A 15,972-nucleotide genomic window follows, 5' to 3' on the forward strand; every position below is an offset into this window, starting at 1 on the left:
GCTCAGGTATCCCTAACCACTGCCCCATCGAGCCTCCACCTAAGCGCCGAAGGCGACAAAGCATGTGATGTTCAGATTACGGGGAGCAATCGCACGGCGTCGAGGGCGAGAGTGAGCTCCACGATGTCCAGGGGTCGCGCCAGGGATCGCCCGGTGAGTTGCTCGATGCGGCGGATGCGGTTGAAGACCGTGTTGCGGTGGCAGTACAGCTGCCCGGCGGCGCGCATCGCGGAACCCTCGCAGCGCAGCCACGCCTCCAGGGTGCCGAGCAGAACCTCCCGGTCGGCCTGGTCGAGGGCGAGGATGGGCCGGAGCACAGCGCCGCTGAGATGACCCGCGAGCTCGGGCTGGCTCACCACCAGCGCCGCGGGCAGCCGGTCCTCCAGCCTGGCGATCTCCGGGCCCTCCCCCGCACAGGTCCGCAGCGCGAGCTCGGCGAGCCGTCGGGCGCGGCCCAGCTCGGCCAGCCCCTCGACCACCGGGCTGATCCCCGCGCACCCGGTGATGTGCGGGCGTAGCTCACAGGTCAGATCCTCCATCTCCGCCTCGTGCAGCAGGACGACCGACACCTCGTAGTCGGAACGCATCCGCCACAGCAGCCGCATCGCGCCCAGGCCGGTCGGGCGGACGGCGTCCTCCCTGTGATCCTGACGGCCGGGAAGCCGGGTGACGACGACCGCGTACCGGCCGAGTTCGGGCAGGTCCAGCGCGGCGGCGGCGCTGCGGACCAGGGCGGCGTCGGCGCGGTCCTCAAGCAGTGCGTCGAGCAGGGCCTGGACCCGCTCGGCTGTGCGGCCGAACATCTCGGCCTCCCGTCTGCGGTAGGCCTCGGCGGCGGCGATCGCCTGCCGGTCGGTGGCGTGCCACACGTTGGTGGCACTGCGGATCAGGACCGCCAGGTTCTCCGGCTCCTCCTCGGTGACCACCTCGATCAGGCCGTCCCACATCACCTGCGCGGAGAGCCGGTAGCTGCGCAGCAGCGAGTCCATGGGAAGGCCCTGCTCCGCCCTGCGCCGGGCGGTCATCTCCGCCTGGGGCAGGTCCCGCCGCTCCGGCCGGGGCAGCAGGATGGCGCCGATGCCGTCCCGCATGGCCTCGTAGACGCTCTGCCAGTGATCGTCGGTGGGCACCATCCGCCGGTACGCCTCGTCGGTGTCGCGGATCTTGGCGACGAGTTCGTCGGTGAGCCGAGGGAGCCTCTGCAACAGCCGGCCGGCGGCCAGCCGCATGATCCTTCGCACTTCGTCATCCGCGACGACCCGAGTCCCCATCTGGTGATCGTGACAGCATTACATCTACCGAACAAGATTCTGTTCTGTTTCGTGACCCGGCGCTGTGCGCACGCACAACCGGCACCCGTCCGGCGTGGGCACCGGCCCCGACTTCACCCGGCCCCCTGGACGCCGGTGAGCCACCTCGGTTGGGTGCGTTCATCGGTTGTACAGGAGGCACACATGGACGTCCACGACCCTCGCCCGCCCGAAGACTCCGGGCTGGTCGTCAGGGATCTGGCGGTGAACTACGGTCCGGTCCTTGCCCTGCGAGGGGTCTCGCTGAACGTTCCGCGCGGCTCGATCGTCACGGTGCTCGGCGGCAACGGCGCGGGGAAGTCGACCCTGCTGCGCGCCGTGTCGGGCACCCTGCGGTTCCAGCGGGGCGGGATAACGGCGGGCGAGATCAGCTTTGACCGGGTGAGGCTGTCCGGCGCGGCCGCCTCGGCCGTCGTCGCGGGGGGCGTCGTCCAGGTGCCCGAGGGGCGCCGGGTCTTCGCGCGGATGACCGTCGAGGAGAATCTGCGGGCCGGCGCGCTCGGAGCACGTGACCGCCGGTCCGCGGCCGAGGCCAGACAGGACGTGCTCACGCTCTTTCCCGTGCTCGCCGAGCGCGCCGGACAGCGCGCGGGACTGCTGTCGGGAGGCGAGCAGCAGATGCTCGCCATCGGACGCGCGCTGATGGCCCGGCCGAGGATGCTCCTGCTGGACGAGCCCACCCTCGGCCTCGCGCCGATGATGGCGGCCCGGATCGCCGACACCGTCCGCGAGATCAACGCCCGGGGGACGACCGTGCTCCTGGTGGAGCAGAACGCCGCCATGGCCCTGTCTCTCGCCTCCTACGCGTACGTGCTGGAGGTCGGCGAGGTGGTGCTGTCGGGCCCGGCCGCCGAGCTCGCCGAGAGCGACGAGGTGCGCCGGCGCTACCTGGGGATCGAGGCCCGGAGCGAGGACGACCGCGACGACCGCGACGCCCCCCTGGCCGCCGCGTCCGCCGGGCGCCCGGTCCTGACGAGGTGGTCGGCGTGACCGGTCCTGACGAGGTGGCCGGCGTGACCGGCACATACCAACCAGCCGGTATGGATGCCTCGGCCTCCGGCGTTCCCCGGCTCGACGTACGCGACGTCACCGTACGTTTCGCGGGACTCACCGCGCTCGACGCGATCGGCTTCACCGTCGAACCCGGCAGCGTCCACGCGATCATCGGCCCCAACGGGGCGGGCAAGTCGACCTGCTTCAACGTGCTGTCGGGCGTCTATCGCGCCACCGCGGGCAGCGTGCGGTTCGGTGACGCGGAACTGACCTCCCTGCTCCCGCACCGCATCGCCGCCCTGGGTGTGGCGCGCACCTTCCAGAACATCGCCCTGTCGCCTCGCATGTCGGTGCGGGAGAACCTGATGCTCGGCCGCCATCGGCTGACCCGCGCCGGCTTCGTCTCGGCCGGGCTGCGGTTGCCGTCCGCCCGGCGCGAGGCGGCCAGGCACGGCGAGCGGGTGATCGAGATCGCCGCCTTCGTGGGGCTCACCGAACGGCTCGCGACACCCGTCGGGCTCCTGCCGTACGGCGTGCAGAAGCGGGTCGAGCTGGCCCGGGCCCTGTGCATGGAACCCCGGCTGCTGCTGCTCGACGAACCGGTGGCCGGCATGAGCGGCGGAGAGCGCCGCGAGATGGCCGAGCTGATCGTCGCCGTCCGGGAGAGCCTCGGCATCTCGATCCTGCTGGTCGAGCACGACATGGGGATGGTCATGCGGCTCGCCGACGCCGTGACGGTCCTGGACTTCGGCAGGCGCATCGCGGACGGGCCTCCCCTGGAGGTCCAGAGCGATCCCGAGGTCATCCGCGCCTACCTGGGCGCGGCGAGCGAGAAGGAGGAGACCGCTTCGTGATCACTTTTCTCGAACTCCTGGCGAACGGGATCTCCGTGGGAGCGGTGTACGCGCTGATCGCCCTGGGGTTCGTCATCATCTTCAAGGCGACCGAGGTGCTCAACTTCGCCCATGCCTCGTTGCTCCTGGTCGGCGGCTTCATCGTCGCCAAACTGCACGCCTCGGTCGGCTTCTGGGCCGCCCTGCTGATCGGCATCGCCGGGGCGGCCGTCCTGGCCGCACTGATCGAGTTCCTGGTCATCCGCCGGGCGAACGTCTCCTCCCACAGCGTCCTGGCGATCGCGACGATCGGCATCGACATCGTGCTGACGACCGAGCTCACCCGGCAGATCGGCGCCGACGTCCTCGCCCTCGGCGATCCCTGGCGCGATCAGGTGCTGCATCTGGGGGCCGTCAGCATCGCCCAGACCCGCGTCGCCGCGCTGGTCGTCGCCGCCGTCCTGATCACCGCGTTCCTGCTCGCGTTCAAATACACCAACTGGGGCATCGCCATGCGTGCCACCGCCGAGGACTCCGAGACCGCCGCCCTGATGGGCGTGCGGCGCGGGCGGGTGTCGATGGGGGCGTGGGCGATCGCCGGCGCCCTCGCCGCCGTCGCCGCCCTCTTCCTGTGCGTGTTCCCCACCCCGGGGCTGGACCGCAGCACGACGTTCGCCGCGATGAAGGCGTTCCCCGCCGCGATCCTCGGCGGCCTGGACTCCACCACGGGCGCGCTGGTCGGCGGGCTCATCATCGGGGTCACCGAGGCCCTGATGAGCGGCTACCAGAACGAGATGGCCTTCCTCGGCCGGGGCATCGGCGACGTCGCGCCGTTCCTCGTGATGATCGTGGTCCTGCTCATCCGCCCCGCGGGGCTGTTCGGGACAAGGGAGCTGGCCCGTGTCTAGGAAGACCCTCGCCGTCTCGGCCGTCCTGCTCGTGGCGGCGGTCATCGCGCCGTTCTACCTGGAGGGCTTCTGGCTGCAGGCCGGGCTCTTCGCGATGTCGGCCGCCATCGGCGCGATCGGCATCAACCTGCTGACCGGCGCCACGGGCCAGCTGTCCATGGGCCACGCGTTCTTCCTGGCGATCGGCGCCTACGCGTACGTCTACTTCGCCTCGGAACCCGGCCAGGGCGGCGGGCACGCCCTCGGCGGGCTGGGCCTGCCCACCCCCGTCGCGGCGGTGCTCGCGGTGGTCATCGCGGGCATCGCGGGCGGCGTGTTCAGCCCGATCGCCGGCCGGCTGAAGGGGGCCTACCTCGGCATCGCCACACTCGCCCTGGTCTTTCTCGGCCAGCACCTGTTGTTCAACGCCGAACCCGTGACGGGCGGTTTCAACGGCCGGGCGGTGCCGCCCATGGAACTGTTCGGATTCGTCTTCGCCGACTCCCCCGCCCTCGTGATCGCCCAGGTGCCCTTCGGGGCGCTGGAGCGGCTCTGGTTCCTCGGCCTGGCCGTCGTGGTCTGCGCCGGGCTGTTCGCCCGCGGGGTGCTCAGGGGCCGCCCGGGACGGGCCATGAACACCATCCGCGACCACGAGATCGCGGCCGGGGTGATGGGCGTGCCCGTGGCCCGCTACCGCGCCGGCGTGTTCGTGCTGTCGTCGATGTACGGCGGGCTGGCGGGCGTCCTGATCGCCCTGGTCTTCCAGCGGACCGTTCCGGAGTACTTCGGCCTCCTGCTCTCCCTCGACTACCTCGCCATGATCATTATCGGCGGACTGGGGTCGGTCGCGGGCGCGGTGATCGGCGCGGTCTTCATCTCGATGCTGCCCCAGGTGCTCACCCGCTACAGCGACGCCCTGCCGCTGGTGGCCGAGCCCGGCTCCGGCGGGGTCTCCCCCGCCGAGGCCGCCCGGCTCCTGTACGGCGCCGCCGTCGTCGTCATCGTCCTCTTCCTGCCCGGCGGGCTGTTCGGCCTCGCCGGCCGCCTCCGGCTGCCCCTGGGCCGCCGAGCCGCTCCCGTCCCCGCAACAAAGAACCCCTCTCTCACCCCGTCCCCCGACACAAGGAACTGATCATGGGAATTCCCAGAAGCCCCGCCCGAAGGATCGCTGTATTAGCCCTCCTGGCCCTGGCCGTCGCCTCGTGCGCCAGCGAGAAGGCCACCGGGGGCGCTCCCGCCGCGTCCGCCGTGGGCAGCGACGGGGTGAAGACCGGGCCCGGTGTCACCGCCGACACGATCACACTCGGTCTGATGACCGACCTCACCGGCCCCTACGCCTCGTTCGGCAAGAGCCTGACCCAGGCCCAGCAGCTCTACTTCGAGCAGATCAACACGGCCGGAGGCGTGTGCGGCCGCCGGCTTGAGACCATCGTGCGCGACCACGGCTACGACGCGCAGAAGGCGGTCGCGGCCTACACCGAGATCGGCCCCAAGTCGGTGGCACTCGCCCACATCGTGGGCTCACCCATGGTCAACGCGATCAAGCAGCGCATCGAGGCCGACCGGATGCTCACCATCCCGATGGCCTGGGCGACCGGGCTGCTCGGCAGCGAGCCCATCCAGGTCACCGGGACCACCTACGACATCGACATGATCAACGGGGTGGACTTCCTGGTCAAGGAGAAGGGCGTCAAGTCCGGCGACAAGATCGGTCACCTGTACTTCGAAGGGGACTACGGCGAGAGCGCGCTGAACGGTTCCAAGTACGCCGCGGAGAAGCTCGGCCTGACGGTCGTCGAGCAGAAGATCAAGGCGACCGACCAGGACATGAGCGCCCAGGTCGCCGCCTTCAAGGCCGAGGACGTCAAGGCCATCCTGGTCTCGGTCGGCCCCAAGCAGACCGCCTCGCTCGTCGGCGTCTCGCTGGCCAAGGGGATGGACGTGCCGTTCGTCGGCAGCAACTCGGCCTACTCCCCGCAGCTGCTGCCCACCCCCGCGGGACCGGCGCTGCTGAAGGACTTCTACTACATAACGGGCGGCGCCCCGATCAGCTCGGACCGGCCCGCCATGAAGAAGCTGGCCGCCGACTACGCGGCGAAGTACCCGGGCGTGGAGATCGACAGCGGCGTCTCGGCGGGCTACGCCGCCGCGGGCATCGTCGTCGACGCGCTCAAGAAGGCCTGCGAGAGCAAGGACCTGTCCCGGGCCGGCGTGGTCGCCGCGCACCGCAGCCAGTCCGCCTGGGGCGAGGCGTTCGGCACGACCATGGACTTCACCACGTTCGACAAGCCCGCGTCCCTGCTGTCCTATGTCGCCAAGCCGGACAAGGACGCCCTGGGCGGCTCGGTGATCTTCAAGGAGGCCGCCGTGTCCGACCTGGCCAAGGAGTACCAGGTCCCGGTGGGCTGATCGTGGATTCGGGTACGGCTCGCGCCCCGGCCTCCTGGAGGAGAGGTGCGAGCCGTACCGCCCGGGGATAGCGTGTGAAATACCACAGCCCTTCGCTCCCGGGAACACGATGACCCAGAAGCTCAACACCGGCAGCCACGACCTGCCGGTCTCCGACGCCCTCGCCACGTTCATGACAACGGGCTGGGCCGACACCCACCGCGACGACCTGGCCTCGCTGCCGCAGGCCGCCTACACCGCCAAACGACGCGCCGCGCTCGCCGCCCGTTTCCCCGGTGAGCGGCTGATCATCCCGTCCGGCACGCTCAGGACCCGCAGCAACGACAGCGACCACCGGTTCCGGGCGCACAGCGCGTTCGTCTATCTCACCGGGGACCAGGAGCCCGACGACGTCCTGGTCATCGAACCGGACGGCTCGGCCGTCCTGTTCGTGCGGCCCCGCTCGCCGCGGTCCGCGCCCGGGACGGCCGGGCAGGAGTTCTACCGGGACCGCCGCTACGGCGAGTTCTGGGTGGGCCGCCGCCCCGATCTGGCCGAGGCCGAGGCGCTCTACCTGATTGAGTGCGCGGCCTCGGACAGGCTGGACGACGCGCTCGCCGGACCCGCGCGCGTGCTGCGCGGGGTGGACACCTCGGTGGACGGCCGGATCGCGCCGCACGACGGCGACGGCGAGCTGGAGTCCTTCCTCTCCGAGATGCGGCTGATCAAGGACGCGTGGGAGATCGCCGACCTCCAGTTCTCGGTGGACGCGACCACGTGGGGGTTCGAGGACGTCGTACGGGCGCTGCCCGCCGCCCTGGCCCACCGCCGCGGTGAGCGCTACCTGGAGGGGATCTTCAACCTCCGCTCCCGCCTGGAGGGCAACTCGGTCGGCTACGACAGCATCGTGGCCTCCGGCGCCAACGCGTGCGTGCTGCACTGGATCCGCAACGACAGCGGGTTGAACGAGAACGATCTGCTGCTGCTCGACGCGGGTGTGGAGACGGACAACCTCTACACCGCCGACATCACCAGGACCCTGCCGCTCTCCGGGCGTTTCAGCCCGATCCAGCGCCAGGTCTACGAGCTGGTCTACGAGGCCCAGAGCGCGGCGATCGCCGGCCTGCGGCCGGGCGCGAGATTCCGCGACTTCCACCAGACGGCCATGCGGGTCATCGCCGAGGGCCTGCACGACTGGGGCGTGCTGAAGATCAGCGCGGATGAGGCGATGGAGCCGGAGAGCGGCCTGTACCGCCGCTACACCGTGTGCAGCAGCGGCCACATGCTCGGCCTGGACGTGCACGACTGCGCCAAGGCCCGCTCGGAGGTCTACCTGGACGGCGTGCTGGAAGAAGGACAGGTGCTCACCGTCGAACCCGGCCTCTACCTCCAGCCGGACGACCTCACGCTCCCGCCGGAGCTGCGCGGCATCGGTGTGCGCATCGAGGACGACCTCGTCATCACCGCCGACGGCGCCCGTCTGATGTCGGCCGGGCTGCCCCGCCACCCCGACGAGATCGAAGAGTGGATGGGCACGCTTCTCTCCTGACCTCCCCGGTCCTTCCTCTCCCACGACGTCGCCGGACGGTCTCGTCGATTCCGTGTGTCCCGCGCCCGCCGGGCGCGGGACACACGGAATCAAGAGGATCTGATGCGCATCGGCCGGCGGAGTCCTCCCGGCGCGAAACGGTGGAGGTGCGAGGCCGTCCGGTTCAGCCGTCGCGGGCCGACTCGTCGCGGGCCGGCCGTCCGGCGCGGGAGGGCCTGCCGGGCGTCGGGTCCAGGAAGACCTGGGAGATCGAGGGGAAGCGCTCGACGAGCCTGCGTTCCACCCGGTCGGCGGCCAACTCCAGGTTCGCCCCGGTGGCGTCGTCCGCGAAGTCGATGTGGGCGGCGACCATCACCTCGTCCGGGCCCAGCATCATGGTCAGCAGTTCCACCACGTTCTCGATCTCGGGCAGGGCGAGCATCTCGGCCCTGATCTCGTCCTCCATCCTCGCGGGCGCGGCCTGGCCGATCAGCAGGGAGGCGTTGACCCAGATGAGATGGAGCGCGACCAGGAGCAACAGCAGTCCGATCAGCATCGAGGCGACGCCGTCCCAGAGGTTCGAGCCGGTCAGCTGGTAGGCCATCAGGCCGCCCGCGGCGATCAGCAGGCCGGCCAGGGCGGCCGCGTCCTCGTAGAGCACGGCCTTCAGCGCGGTGTCGGAGGTCTTGGCGACGTAGCGCCGCGGGCTCACGTCCAGCCGCCGGGCCTCTCCGCGCACCTGTGACAGCGCCCTGAGGAACGAGATTCCCTCGATCACGAACGAGATCGCCAGGACCGCGTAGGAGATCGTCAGATCGGCGAGCTCCTCACCGTGGATGATCTCCTGTACGCCATGGGTGATCGAGAATCCGGCGCCGCCGATGAGGGTGGCGAAGGCGGCCATCAACGCCCAGAAGAACCCGGCCTTGCCGTGCCCGAACGGATGCCGGACGTCGGCGGACTTGCCGCCCCTGCGCACCGCGACGAACAGCAGGACCTCGGTGACGGTGTCCGCGGCCGAGTGCATGGCCTCGGACAACATCGCCGACGAGCCGCTGAGGAGGCCGGCGATCAGTTTGGCCACCCCGATCGCCAGGTTGGCCAGACCTGCCACGATCACCGTGACAAGGCTCTCCGATTCGGGCTTTTCCATCACCTTCTCCGACATACGATCACCGTACGTGCGTCCGGCGTATGGCCCGTCACCACCCATGAGACCGACGGTGCCCGGCTCGGCAAGGCCGAAACAGCAGACCGGGTGAGAACTTCCGGCTCGGCCGCCCCATCCACCTCACCCGTTATGAGGCCGCCCCCGGACTCTGAGGTAGGTTCTGATCTATGACCCTGGAGCAGACCTCATCCGGCGAGCGGAGCGGCCGGCCGAGGGACGAGGCCATCCGCGCGACGAACGAGGAATGGTGAACGACCGGTGAACGACGAGGAGTCCCGCTGGCTCTCCCCGATCGAGCAGCGAGTGTGGCGCACCCATCTGGCCGCGCACAAGCTCCTCGATCATCGCCTCGATCGCGAGCTGCAGCCCTTCGGGCTCTCCGTGAACGACTACGAGATCCTGGTGAACCTGTCGGAGACCCCCGGCCACCGCATACGCATGAGCGATCTGGCGGATGCCACGATCCAGTCCCGCAGTCGCCTGTCCCACCAGATCTCACGGATGGAGGCCGCCGGGCTGGTCGCCAGGGAGACCTGCGAGGACGACCGGCGCGGCACGTTCGCGGTCCTCACCGAGCACGGCTGGGCCACCATCCAGAAGGTCGCGCCGCACCATGTGGCCAGCGTCCGGCAGCATTTCATCGACCTGCTCACCGACGATCAGCTCCACGAGCTGGAAACGGCCTACACGCCCGTGGTGAACCACCTCAAAAGCCTTCGCTGACGCGAAACCGATATCGAGCGCTCCCCCGGAGCAGACCGGACGGCCACCACGATCCGGCCGGGCCCGTTCCCCGGATCCTCGTCGCCGCGCTCCCCGGGTCTCCGCGTACGGCGCTCCACGCCTCCATCGGTCTACAGCCGGGCCCGCGTCGACATGATCGGCGAGCCCCGGGCCGCGCGGGTCTCAGGCTCCGCCCCCGCGAAGGGGCACCGGGGGCGGCGTGAACCTCGCCGGAATCGCTCCGGAATCTCGGCCGCGACGGCCTTCGCCACCAGCATCGCAGCGAATGGACCGGCGAGTAAAACACCGGTAAGAACTAAGGCTTGACAATATTAACGAATATCGTCAAATCTCCTGAAGTGCGAACGATGGCCGACGGGCCCGTAGCAGCGCGAATCACCGAGCGCTTCGGCATCTCACCATCTGTGATCACAGCCGCGCCACGCTCCGGCGCTCGACCTCCCGTCCTTGAACAGGACATTTCACGCCACAGGCCGACCCACGTCATCCGGCGACCTCCGGTTATCCTCCCGTTTGGCTGTTTGATACCTTATTGGTTGCTAACTTTAACAAGTGAGAAGATCGGTAAGCGAGCATGCGGGAACGGCCATCAGTTGCGCTACGGCCGCCGTGCCGGAGCTTCGAAGATTCTTCCCCTGGCGAGTCCTCTGCTGAGGAGATGACCGCGTGACCTTCCGATGGCACCACGAGGTACGGTCCGACGTTGAAATCCTGCGATTTTCCGGACATGTCGGCCTAATGGCCACAGATCTGGTCGCCACCACGGTCGGCCTGGCTCCACCGCAGGGCAACCGTCCGCTCGTCCTCGACCTCACCGACATGGAGGGCTGGGGCGCGGACGGACGAGCCGCCCTGGTCGACGCCGTCCGCTCACTGGCCGTTCATCGCCGCGTCGCGGTGTGCCGGCCTCGCGACCAGCTGACCTTCCGGGCCATCCGCCACGGCGATCCGTCCGCCCTGATGTACCCGGACCTTCCCGCGGCGCTGGCGACCCTCCACTCGTCGGCAGACCTCGAATCGGGTGCTTGACCACGACGACGCGGGCAGGGCCCTCGGCCCGTCACGGTGATCCGGCCCGGCCGGATCACCGCACCGGCGGAAATCGCGATCGGCTCCACTCCGCCGAGGACCGCGCCCGAGGCTTCAGCGAGAGTCCAACGCCATGAGGACGGTCAGGCCGACGACATGGATCAGCACAACGAGCACAACGAGGAAGATGAACACGAACTTCGCCGGTCCGTGCTCGAAGGTGCTGCCCTCTTTCAGCGCGGGCCTCTGCGCCTGCCGGTCGGCGATCCGCTCTTCCAGGGTCTTTCGCTTCTCACGAGCCATGACGGTCCCAGGGTCGAAGTGAGTGATCGGCCTTGTTCACCCGCGAGCCTCCGCGCGCAGTTCGGCGAGCAGTTCGCCCTGATCGGCCAGCAACTCGGTCAGGATGCGTCGTGCCGCGAACATCAGATCGGCCACATCCGCGGTGGACAAGGCGTACACGACAGTGGCACCCTCTCGTGTGGCGGTCACTATCCCGGCGCGCCGCAGCACCGCCAGTTGCTGAGACAGGCTGGAGGCCTCGATATCGATCGCGCTCAGAAGGTCCCGGACCGGCAGGGGACCGTCCTGGAGCAGCTCCAGCACCTGGATGCGGGCCGGATGACCAAGGGTGCGAAAGAACTCCGCCTTGGCCTGGTACAGCGGCACCGGCATGATCACCCCACCTCACCGGCAGGCGTGTCGGCCGCGTACCGCACGTCGACGCCATGCCGATCGGCGAGGCGCAGCAGGTTCTCCAACCGTCCGGACAGGACCTCCACCGCGCGGGTGCCGAACGCCTCGCGCAGGAGTCCCAGTTCGGCGTCGACGTCGTCGACGCGTGCGCGGAGCTCCGCCGCAAACTCGCTCATGCCTCGCTCTTCCCCGCGCATCAGATCACCTGGCGGCGTCCGATCGGTGAACGCCGCTAACCATGATGTGGCAAATTGCATAATTCTTCAAATCATAATGACGTTGGGTATGATGGCGAAGGCCGTTTTCCACAACGCTCGCGGGCAGCTCAGACCCGGTCAACGACGGGTTGGCTGCGAAGCCGGGCGTGTGGCAGGGTGCGGCTGCTGACAGGTTAGGACTGATCTACAGTGTCAGCCTGGACCAGGCGGCAGCTCGGACAGTGATACGGACAGCGACGAGAGGTCGAGCACGACCTGCATGAGGGAGTACAGCCAATGGGGCGGGGTCGATCGAAGGCGAAGCAGACAAAGGTCGCGCGTGAGCTGAAGTACAGCAGCCACGGTATCGATCTTGAGCGGTTGCGTAAGGAGCTCGGCGGTGACAATCCCCCGCTGGACAGCAAGGTCGAAGACCCTGCCTCCGGGCGGGTCGATGAAAGATAACCCGTACAACCCGTAAGGGAAGGCCGCGGCGGCGTCGTACGACACACCGTCATCCGCCGGTGGTCGAGTTTCGCTGATCTTCACCTGCTTTCACGGTCATCGCATGTGCCACCGCGAAAAGCCTGGAGAGATCTTCCACGCACCAGGTCAGGCCCGGACGGCTCGTCTGCCCACGCGTGCGTTCCGATCCACCTGAACGGCGGGTCGATCTCGCACGTATCCAGGTGGCGGTCGACGAGAGTGATCCGGCGACACCGCGGGCTCAGGACCTGAAACGACGAACGGCCCGGCGCGCGCCGGGCCGTTCGTCATGAACCGCTACTTTTTCTTCTTCTGTCCCGAGCCCTGGCGCTGACGCTTCTCACGGATCTTCATCGTGACCTCGATGGGAGAGCCGGCGAAGCCGAACTCCTCGCGGATCCTGCGCTCGATGAAGCGGCGATACGTCTCCTCAAGGAATCCCGAGGTGAACAGCACGAACTTGGGCGGCTCCGTCGACGCCTGGGTGGCGAAGAGGATCTTGGGCTGCTTGCCGCCGCGGACCGGGGGCGGGGTGGCCGCGACCAGGTCGGTCAGGAAGGCGTTGAGGCGGGCCGTGGGAACCCGGCTGGACCAGGACTTCAGAGCGGTCTCAAGCGCCGGGACGAGCCTGTCGACGTGCCAGCCGGTCTTGGCGGAGATGTTGGCCCGCAGCGCCCACGGAACGCGGACGAGCTGACGGTCGATCTCCTTTTCCAGGTAGTAGCGGCGGTCCGCGTCGAGGAGATCCCACTTGTTGAACGCCACGACCATGCAACGGCCGGACTCGATCACCAGCGAGATGATCCGCAGGTCCTGCTCCGTCAGCACCTCGCTGGCGTCGATCAGCACGACCGCGATCTCCGAGCGCTCCAGAGCCGCCCGGGTGCGCACGCTCGCGTAGAAGTCGGCGCCCTGCAGCTCGCGGTCACGCCGCCGGATACCCGCCGTGTCCACGAAGCGCCAGGGCTTGCCACCGAGCTCGATCAGCTCGTCGACCGGGTCGCGGGTGGTGCCCGCCATCGGGTCGACGAGCACGCGCTCCTGGCCCGCGAGCTTGTTCAGCAGCGAGGACTTGCCCACGTTGGGCTTGCCGACCAGGGCGACCCTGCGCGGGCCGCGCTCGGCGCCGAAACGCTGCTTCGGCGTCTCCGGCAGCTTGTCCAGGATCACGTCCAGAAGATCACCGCTGGAGCGTCCGTGCAGCGCCGAGACCGGCTGCGGCTCGCCCAGGCCGAGGGACCAGAGGCCGGTGGCCTCCAGCTCCATCTGCTGGTTGTCGACCTTGTTGGCGGCGAGGATGACCGGCTTGCCCGAACCGCGCAGCACATGGCCGACGATCTCGTCGGCGTCGGTCACGCCCACGATGGCGTCGGTCACGAACAGGATCACGTCGGCCAGCTCGGCCGCGATCTGCGCCTGTTCGGCGATCTTCAGCGCCATACCGGTGGCGTCGGGGTCCCAGCCGCCGGTGTCGACCACCGTGAAGCGGCGCCCACGCCAGGTGGCGTCGTAGGTGACCCGGTCGCGGGTCACGCCCGGAACGTCTTCCACGACCGCCTCGCGGCGGCCGATGATCCGGTTGACCAGTGTGGACTTGCCCACGTTGGGGCGGCCCACCACGGCCACCACCGGCTGCGGATCGTTGTCGTACTCCGCTTCCTCAGAGCTTTCGTCGGTACCCAGATCGGCGAGCTCAGCGTCGATCCAGCCGTTGTCGTCGTCAATTTCCCCGGTCACGCTTTTTCCTTAATCACACGTAGCACCGCCGCGATGACCTCTTCGAGGTTCAGCGCGGTGGTGTCCAGTTCGACGGCGTCGGCCGCCATCGCAAGCGGGTCGATCTTCCGCGTCGAGTCCAGGGTGTCGCGCCGGGCCATGGCGGCCTTCTGCGCGTCCACCGTGGTGCCGACCAGCTCCGCCGTACGGCGAAGTGCCCTGGCCTCCGCGCTCGCGGTCAGGTAGATCTTGACCGGCGCGTCGGGCGCCACCACCGTGCCGATGTCACGGCCCTCGACGACGATGCCGCCCAGGCCGATGATCTCACGCTGCTCGGCCACCAGACGGCGCCGTACCTCGGGCACGGCGCTGACCGCCGAGACGGCGGCGGTGACCTCGGAGGTGCGGATGGGACCCGCGGCGTCGGCTCCGTCCACCGCCACAGCGGGGGCGTCGGGATCGGTGCCCATCGTCAGGACCGGGTCGAGGGCCCTGGCGGCGATCGCCGCGGGATCGGTGAGGTCGACGCCCCGTTCGAGCATCCACCAGGTGACCGCCCTGTACATCGCCCCGGTGTCGAGATAGCGCAGACCCAGCGCCCTCGCGACCCCGCGTGACGCACTCGACTTGCCCGATCCCGAAGGACCGTCCATGGCGACGACCAGTCCGGTCACGACGCCTCTCCCTTACAGCCCGCTTCAGTTGTCCGTACGAGGCTACCGGGATCGGGGGAGGAACCACGCATCAAGCGATCAGGATCACCCGATACGACGCCGGACCGGCCGGTTTCCGGCATACGCCCGATCATGCTCGGGAGGCCGGACCGGCCGGGACGCGCGAAAGGGACGCGACGGCGGGGGCGTGAAAAGGGGCGTCAGGGCAGGTGCCAGCCGCGCGAGCGCAGTGCCTCGGACAGCACGACCACCGCCTCGGGCTGCACGTAGAGGTCGGCGGCGCCCAGCGGCAGCCCCGGGGCGTGCTCCAGCCGGACGTCCTCGATGTTGACCCCCACCTCCTCGGCCGCCTGGAACAGGCGCGCCAGCTCGCCGGGGCGGTCGCCGATGATGACCTGAACGGTCGCGTAGGTGCGCGCGGGACCGCCGTGCTTGCCGGGAATCCTGCTCGTGCCCGCGACACCCCGGTGGAGCAGCGCGGTGACCCCGTCCATGACCCCGTCCATGGCGGCGGGACCGGCGGACTCCCGGAGCGAGGCCGCCACGGCGGCCAGGTCGGCGGCCACCGCCTCCAGCACCTCGGCCACCGGCAGCGCGTTGCCCGACAGGATCCCGGTCCACAGGCCCGGGTCGCTCGCCGCGATGCGCGTCACGTCGCGGACTCCCTGCCCGGCCAGGCCGAGCGCGGTGGCCGGCGCCTCGGCGAGCCGGGCGGCCACCGCGGAGGCGGTCACGTGCGGGGCGTGCGAGACGAGCGCGACGGCCCTGTCGTGCTCCGCGGCGCCGACCCTGACCGCCTCGCCGCCGCAGAGCTTGATGAGCCCGTACAGGGCCTCCACGGCGTCGGGTGAGGTCTCCTCCGCCGGGCACAGGGCCCACGGACGCCCGAGGAACAGGTCCGCGCGGGCGGCCGCGGGCCCCGAACGCTCCCGGCCCGCGAGGGGGTGCCCGGCCGCGTAGGTGCTCAGGTCGCAGCCGAGGCTCGCGGCCTGCTGGAGCGGGAGCACCTTGACGCTGGCCACATCGGTGTAGAAGCGGGCCGCCCCGGCCCGCTGGAGCTCGGCGAGCCGGGCGGCGACCCCCTGCGGCGGGACCGCGATGACCGCGAGGTCGACGGTCAGCCCGTCGACCCACTCGGTGCCCGCGCCCAGCTCCCGCGCCAGCCGTACGGCTCCCGCGTCGCGGTCGGCGAGGTAGACGGTGACATCCTGCTCGCGGAGGGCCAGGGCGATCGAGGTGCCGATCAGGCCCGTACCGACGACGAGGACACTCTCGAGGCCGCTCACTCGTGCTCCTTGGAGGTGGAAACGCAGCGACATG

17 protein-coding genes are annotated in these 15,972 nt (G+C 69.6%); 8 read left to right on the forward strand and 9 right to left on the reverse strand.

The window, feature by feature from the left end:
- Positions 1–71: 71 nt before the first annotated feature.
- Positions 72–1,271 carry a PucR family transcriptional regulator gene (locus J2853_RS20380; RefSeq protein ID WP_307560243.1) on the reverse strand — a complete coding sequence of 400 codons (1,200 nt, stop codon included), beginning with the start codon at positions 1,269–1,271 and terminating at the stop codon, positions 72–74.
- Positions 1,272–1,454: 183 nt separating this feature from the next.
- On the opposite strand from J2853_RS20380, the gene J2853_RS20385 reads away from it, so the two are divergent.
- From J2853_RS20385 to J2853_RS20410, 6 genes are all read left to right on the forward strand, one after another.
- The gene (locus tag J2853_RS20385) at positions 1,455–2,300 is read left to right on the forward strand and encodes an ABC transporter ATP-binding protein (protein WP_307560245.1); all 846 of its coding nucleotides are present in this window, start codon (positions 1,455–1,457) and stop codon (positions 2,298–2,300) included.
- A 50-nt stretch (positions 2,301–2,350) separates the two neighbouring features.
- Positions 2,351–3,157: an ABC transporter ATP-binding protein gene (locus J2853_RS20390; protein ID WP_307568743.1), complete on the forward strand. Its 807-nt coding sequence runs from the start codon at positions 2,351–2,353 to the stop codon at positions 3,155–3,157.
- Positions 3,154–4,044, forward strand: a complete 891-nt coding sequence (locus J2853_RS20395) for a branched-chain amino acid ABC transporter permease (protein WP_307560247.1) — start codon at positions 3,154–3,156, stop codon at positions 4,042–4,044. The genes J2853_RS20390 and J2853_RS20395 overlap by 4 nt, the downstream gene beginning before the upstream one ends.
- Positions 4,037–5,155: a branched-chain amino acid ABC transporter permease gene (locus J2853_RS20400; protein WP_307560249.1), complete on the forward strand. Its 1,119-nt coding sequence runs from the start codon at positions 4,037–4,039 to the stop codon at positions 5,153–5,155. The genes J2853_RS20395 and J2853_RS20400 overlap by 8 nt, the downstream gene beginning before the upstream one ends.
- A gap of 2 nt (positions 5,156–5,157) precedes the next feature.
- Positions 5,158–6,432, forward strand: coding sequence for an ABC transporter substrate-binding protein (locus J2853_RS20405; RefSeq protein WP_307560251.1), 1,275 nt, complete (start codon positions 5,158–5,160; stop codon positions 6,430–6,432).
- Between the two features lie 109 nt (positions 6,433–6,541).
- The gene (locus J2853_RS20410; RefSeq protein ID WP_307560253.1) at positions 6,542–7,960 is read left to right on the forward strand and encodes an aminopeptidase P family protein; all 1,419 of its coding nucleotides are present in this window, start codon (positions 6,542–6,544) and stop codon (positions 7,958–7,960) included.
- A gap of 163 nt (positions 7,961–8,123) precedes the next feature.
- Here J2853_RS20410 and J2853_RS20415 read toward each other — a convergent pair whose 3' ends face one another.
- Positions 8,124–9,107, reverse strand: coding sequence for a cation diffusion facilitator family transporter (locus J2853_RS20415; protein ID WP_307560254.1), 984 nt, complete (start codon positions 9,105–9,107; stop codon positions 8,124–8,126).
- A 261-nt stretch (positions 9,108–9,368) separates the two neighbouring features.
- On the opposite strand from J2853_RS20415, the gene J2853_RS20420 reads away from it, so the two are divergent.
- Together J2853_RS20420 and J2853_RS20425 are read left to right on the forward strand one after the other, a co-directional pair.
- A complete protein-coding gene (locus tag J2853_RS20420) occupies positions 9,369–9,833 on the forward strand; it encodes a MarR family winged helix-turn-helix transcriptional regulator (RefSeq protein ID WP_307560256.1) in 465 nt (154 codons plus the stop codon).
- A gap of 759 nt (positions 9,834–10,592) precedes the next feature.
- A complete protein-coding gene (locus J2853_RS20425) occupies positions 10,593–10,883 on the forward strand; it encodes a hypothetical protein (protein ID WP_307560258.1) in 291 nt (96 codons plus the stop codon).
- 114 nt (positions 10,884–10,997) lie between these two features.
- Here the strand turns inward: J2853_RS20425 and J2853_RS20430 are convergent, their stop codons facing one another.
- From J2853_RS20430 to J2853_RS20460, 7 genes are all read right to left on the reverse strand, one after another.
- On the reverse strand, positions 10,998–11,186 hold the full coding sequence (locus J2853_RS20430) for a hypothetical protein (RefSeq protein ID WP_307560260.1): 189 nt from the start codon (positions 11,184–11,186) through the stop codon (positions 10,998–11,000).
- 36 nt (positions 11,187–11,222) lie between these two features.
- Positions 11,223–11,558 carry an ArsR/SmtB family transcription factor gene (locus J2853_RS20435; protein ID WP_307560262.1) on the reverse strand — a complete coding sequence of 112 codons (336 nt, stop codon included), beginning with the start codon at positions 11,556–11,558 and terminating at the stop codon, positions 11,223–11,225.
- A gap of 2 nt (positions 11,559–11,560) precedes the next feature.
- Positions 11,561–11,755: a hypothetical protein gene (locus J2853_RS20440; RefSeq protein ID WP_307560264.1), complete on the reverse strand. Its 195-nt coding sequence runs from the start codon at positions 11,753–11,755 to the stop codon at positions 11,561–11,563.
- Between the two features lie 234 nt (positions 11,756–11,989).
- Positions 11,990–12,325 (reverse strand): hypothetical protein, encoded by a 336-nt coding sequence (locus J2853_RS48160; protein ID WP_442480516.1) that lies wholly within the window; start codon positions 12,323–12,325, stop codon positions 11,990–11,992.
- A gap of 234 nt (positions 12,326–12,559) precedes the next feature.
- A complete protein-coding gene (gene der, locus J2853_RS20450) occupies positions 12,560–13,999 on the reverse strand; it encodes a ribosome biogenesis GTPase Der (protein WP_307560266.1) in 1,440 nt (479 codons plus the stop codon).
- Positions 13,996–14,631, reverse strand: a complete 636-nt coding sequence (cmk, locus tag J2853_RS20455; protein ID WP_370879533.1) for a (d)CMP kinase — start codon at positions 14,629–14,631, stop codon at positions 13,996–13,998. The genes der and cmk overlap by 4 nt, the downstream gene beginning before the upstream one ends.
- Positions 14,632–14,852: 221 nt before the next feature.
- A complete protein-coding gene (locus J2853_RS20460) occupies positions 14,853–15,971 on the reverse strand; it encodes a prephenate dehydrogenase (RefSeq protein WP_307560269.1) in 1,119 nt (372 codons plus the stop codon).
- Position 15,972: the final 1 nt, after the last annotated feature.

This window comes from Streptosporangium lutulentum, assembly GCF_030811455.1.
Lineage (GTDB): Bacteria > Actinomycetota > Actinomycetes > Streptosporangiales > Streptosporangiaceae > Streptosporangium > Streptosporangium lutulentum.